This window comes from Micromonospora foliorum (genome assembly GCF_022229015.1).
Taxonomy (GTDB): Bacteria; Actinomycetota; Actinomycetes; order Mycobacteriales; family Micromonosporaceae; genus Micromonospora; species Micromonospora foliorum.
The window spans coordinates 1-4,125 of the sequence record NZ_JAKKFF010000321.1 but is presented as its reverse complement, the minus strand read 5'-3'; the positions used below and the strand labels follow the sequence as shown (position 1 = coordinate 4,125).

Annotated in this window: 5 protein-coding genes; 2 read left to right on the top strand and 3 right to left on the bottom strand. The window is 73.1% G+C overall.

Going from position 1 to position 4,125, the window contains the following annotated elements:
* The first annotated feature begins 69 nt into the window (after positions 1-69).
* Positions 70-360 (top strand): hypothetical protein, encoded by a 291-nt coding sequence (locus PSH25_RS22440; protein ID WP_238660943.1) that lies wholly within the window; start codon positions 70-72, stop codon positions 358-360.
* A 77-nt stretch (positions 361-437) separates the two neighbouring features.
* Entirely contained in the window at positions 438-791 is a 354-nt protein-coding gene (locus PSH25_RS22435) for an MmcQ/YjbR family DNA-binding protein (protein ID WP_238660942.1), read from the top strand.
* Positions 792-834: 43 nt separating this feature from the next.
* On the opposite strand, the gene argH is transcribed toward PSH25_RS22435, so the two are convergent.
* The 3 genes from argH to PSH25_RS22420 form a co-directional block, all read right to left on the bottom strand.
* Complete coding sequence (gene argH / locus PSH25_RS22430) at positions 835-2,298, bottom strand: argininosuccinate lyase (RefSeq protein ID WP_238660945.1); 1,464 nt, start codon at positions 2,296-2,298, stop codon at positions 835-837.
* A 76-nt stretch (positions 2,299-2,374) separates the two neighbouring features.
* Entirely contained in the window at positions 2,375-3,586 is a 1,212-nt protein-coding gene (locus tag PSH25_RS22425; RefSeq protein WP_238660941.1) for an argininosuccinate synthase, read from the bottom strand.
* Positions 3,583-4,098 (bottom strand): arginine repressor, encoded by a 516-nt coding sequence (locus PSH25_RS22420; protein ID WP_238660944.1) that lies wholly within the window; start codon positions 4,096-4,098, stop codon positions 3,583-3,585. The genes PSH25_RS22425 and PSH25_RS22420 overlap by 4 nt, the downstream gene beginning before the upstream one ends.
* Positions 4,099-4,125 lie beyond the last annotated feature (27 nt).

Genomic DNA, 4,125 nt, shown 5'->3' with positions numbered 1-4,125 from the left:
CGCTCACAACAGGCCACGTGTCTGGCATGCATCCGTGCGCGCTTGCGGTCGGTTGTGACCCCCCCGTACGTGCTGGACTCGTGGGAGGCGGTCGCCCTGGTCACCGCGCTCGCCGCCGGCGGGGCCGAGCGCGAGCCCGCCGAGGAGCCGGTCGACGCCGCCGACCTCACCGCTGCGCTGACCCTGCTGCCACACGTCCGCGCCGAGCTGGACGCCTTGGAGGCCGGCCTGTTGACGCTGGCCCGCGACCGGGGGCTGACCTGGCAGGCGATCGCGTACGGGCTGGGGCTGGGCAGCGCGCAGGCCGCCCGCCAACGCTACGAGCGGGTCGCCGCCCGCTCGTCCGAGCAGACCCCCTGATCCGGCGCCCGGATCGGCACGCCGCGCCCGCGACGGCGGTCGGGCGGGCACACTGTGCGCACGACGAGGAGGCACCCATGGAGCGCGCGGAGATGCTGGCGTACTGCCTGGCCAAGCCGGGAGCGTGGCTGGACCGGCCGTGGGAGGGCGACGAGGTGGTGAAGGTGGGCGGCCGGATCTTCGCGTTCCTCGGCAGCGACGGGGACAAGCCGACGGTCGGCATCAAGTGCGGGCCGACCCGGGAGGTGGCCGACGAGTGGCTGCACCGGCACCCCGGCGACGCCAGCGTGATGGCCTACATCGGCCGGTCCGGGTGGAACACCCTGCGCCTGGACGGCGGGATCGACGACGAGGAGCTGACCGAGGCGGTCGACTCGTCGTACGACATGGTGGTGGCCAAGCTCCCGAAGCGGGAGCGCCCGACGGCCTGAACCGCCGCGGCGCCGGCGGCCAGCGCCGACGCCACGGCACAGCTCAGCGCGGGACGACCCGCTCGGCGGCCCACTCCCGCCAGCTGGCCAGCCGGTCCGCCGCGGCGGCGAGCTGGTCGGCGACCGGGCCGGGGCCGGTGGAACCGGGGGTGGTCCGGGCGGCGAGAGCCGAACGGACCGACAGCACGTCGCGCACCGACGGGTCGAGGTGCCCGCTGATCGCGGCCAGGTCCTCGTCGGAGACGTCGTTCAGTTCGCACTCCCGAGCCGCGCAGAGCGCCACGAGCTGGCCGGTGATCTCGTGCGCGTCGCGGAACGGCACGTTGCGTCGAACCAGCCAGTCGGCGACCTCGGTGGCGAGGGAGAAGCCGACCGGGGCGGCGGCGACGAGGCGGTCCACCCGGACGGTCATCGTGGAGATCATTCCCGCCAGGGCGGGAAGCAGCAGCTCCAGGGTGTCGACCGCGTCGAAGGCCGGCTCCTTGTCCTCCTGCATGTCCCGGTCGTAGGTCATCGGCAGGCCCTTGAGCATGGTGAGCACGGTCATCAGGCCGCCGACCAGACGCCCCGACTTGCCCCGGGCCAGCTCGGCGATGTCCGCGTTCTTCTTCTGCGGCATGATCGACGAGCCGGTGGCGAAGGAGTCGTCCAGCTCCACCCAGCCGAACTCGTGCGAGGTCCAGAGCACCACCTCCTCGCCGAGGCGGGACAGGTGCACCCCGATCAGGGCGGTGGTGAAGAGGAACTCGGCCACGAAGTCCCGGTCGGCGACGGCGTCCATCGAGTTGGCGAACGACGTACGGAAGCCCAGCTCCTTGGCCACGGCCACCGGGTCCAGCGGGAGCCCGGAACCGGCCAGGGCGCCCGCGCCGAGCGGACTGATCGCCGCCCGGTGGTCCCAGTCGCGCAGCCGCTCCAGGTCACGCAGCAGCGGCTGCACGTGGGCGAGCAGCCAGTGCCCGAAGGTGACCGGCTGGGCGTGCTGAAGGTGGGTCATGCCCGGCGCGGCGGTGTCGATGTGCCGCTCGGCCTGCTCGACAAGCGCCTCCGCCAGCTCCACCAGGCGGCTGGCCACGCCCCGGGCGTGGTCGCGCAGGTAGAGCCGCAGGTCGGTGGCGACCTGGTCGTTGCGGGAGCGGCCGGCGCGCAGCTTGCCACCGAGGCTGCCGAGGCGCTCCAGCAGACCGCGCTCCAGCGCGGTGTGCACGTCCTCGTCGTCGATGGTGGGGCGGAACGAGCCGGAGGCGCAGGCGGCCTCCAGGTCGTCCAGCGCGGCAAGCATCCGGCCCAGCTCCTCCGGGTCGAGCAGGCCGGCGCCGGCGAGGACCCGGGCGTGCGCCCGGGAACCGGCGATGTCGTACGGGGCCAGGCGCCAGTCGAACTGCACGCTCACCGACAGTCGGGCGAGCGCCTCGGCGGGGCCACCCGCGAACCGGCCACCCCAGAGGCTCGTCCGGTTGGTGGCGGCGCTGTTCTCGGTCAGGCTCTTGTCGTCCACGTCGCCCATCATTGCGCTGGTTGCCTTTCGCTCGCGACTGCGGGGTTCACTCGCCGTGCTCGCGCACTCGGCGCGCCCGCACGGGTCACTGTCCGCCACCGCCCAACCGGGCGTCCCGAGCGGCGGCCATCCGGCTCGGCAGCCCCCACAGCTGCACGAAGCCCTTGGCCAAAGACTGGTCGAAGGTGTCGCCGGTGTCGTAGGTCGCCATCCCGAAGTCGTAGAGGCTCGCCTCGGAGCGCCGGCCGGTCACCGTGGCCCGGCCGCCGTGCAGGACCATCCGGACCTCGCCGCTGACGTGCCGCTGCGCGTCGTCGATGAACGCGTCCAGCGACGCCTTCAGCGGCGAGAACCACAGCCCGTCGTAGACGAGTTCGCCCCAGCGCTGGTCGACGCCCTTCTTGAACCGGGCCAGGTCCCGTTCGACGGTCACCGCCTCCAGCTCCTGGTGGGCGGTGATCAGCGCGATCGCGCCGGGCGCCTCGTACACCTCTCGGCTCTTGATGCCGACCAGGCGGTCCTCGACCATGTCGAGCCGGCCCACGCCCTGAGCGCCGGCGCGCCGGTTGAGCTCCAGGATCGCCTGGTACGGGGTGACCGTCTCACCGTCGATCGCCACCGGCACACCGCCGTCGAAGGTGAGCACGACCTCGTCGGGATCGCGCTCCTGGGTCGGGTCGGAGGTGTACGAGTAGAGGTCCTCGACCGGAGCGTTCCAGATGTCCTCCAGGAAGCCGGTCTCCACCGCGCGACCCCACAGGTTCTGGTCGATGGAGTACGGCGACTTGGCCGACACGTCGATCGGCAGCCCCTTCTCCTCGGCGAAGGCGATCGCCTTGTCCCGGGTCCAGGCGAAGTCCCGGGCCGGCGCGATGATCTTCAGGTCGGGGGCGAGCGCGTTCAGGCCCACCTCGAACCGGACCTGGTCGTTGCCCTTGCCGGTGCAGCCGTGCGACACGATCGTGCCGCCGTGCTTGCGCGCCGCGGCCACCAGGTGCTTGACGATCAGCGGCCGGGACAGCGCCGACACCAGGGGATAGCGGTCCATGTAGAGGGCGTTGGCCCGGATGGCCGGCAGGCAGTAGTCGGCGGCGAACTCGTCGCGCGCGTCCACCACCTCGGACTCGGCCGCGCCGCAATCCAGGGCACGCTGGCGGATGGCGTCCAGGTCCTCGCCGCCCTGCCCGACGTCGACCGCGACCGCGATCACCTCGGCGCCGGTCTGCTCGGACAGGTACGGAATGGCGACCGAGGTGTCCAACCCCCCGGAGTACGCGAGCACGACCCGCTCGGTCATGGCGTGGTGTTCCCTTCAACGGTGTCGTCCCGGCGGGCCCAGCCGGCGAGCTTGTCCCCGAGTGCGGCCCCGCCGGCGGCGTCGCGGGCCACGACGAGGATGGTGTCGTCACCGGCGATGGTGCCGACGATCTCGGGCAGGCCCGCCCGGTCCAACGCGCTGGCCAGGTACTGGGCTGCGCCCGGCGGTGTGCGCAGCACGGCGATGTTGCCGCTGGAGTCGACCCCGTTGAGCAGTTCGCGCAGCAGCCGTACCAGCCGGGCCGGCGCGGCCTCGGCGTCGCGCAACGGTCGCTGCCCGTCCTCGGGGATCAGGTAGACGGCCGGGCCGTCGCCGCCGCGCACCTTGACCGCGCCCAGCTCCTCCAGGTCCCGCGAGAGGGTGGCCTGCGTGACGCCCACGCCGTCGGCGGCGAGCAGGTCGGCCAGTTCGGTCTGCGACCGGATCGCCCGGTCGCGGATCAGCTCCACGATCCGGGCGTGCCGGGCCGCGCGGGTCAGCGGCGCGGTCATCGCGGGCCGCCGGCGGCCCGCGATGAC

Excerpts from the sequence above, each read along its gene's own strand:
- PSH25_RS22425 (WP_238660941.1), bottom strand. The coding sequence starts at position 3,586 with ATGACCGAGCGGGTCGTGCTCGCGTACTCCGGGGGGTTGGACACCTCG.
- PSH25_RS22420 (WP_238660944.1), bottom strand. The coding sequence starts at position 4,098 with ATGACCGCGCCGCTGACCCGCGCGGCCCGGCACGCCCGGATCGTGGAG.
- argH (WP_238660945.1), bottom strand. The coding sequence starts at position 2,298 with ATGGGCGACGTGGACGACAAGAGCCTGACCGAGAACAGCGCCGCCACC.
- PSH25_RS22435 (WP_238660942.1), top strand. The coding sequence starts at position 438 with ATGGAGCGCGCGGAGATGCTGGCGTACTGCCTGGCCAAGCCGGGAGCG.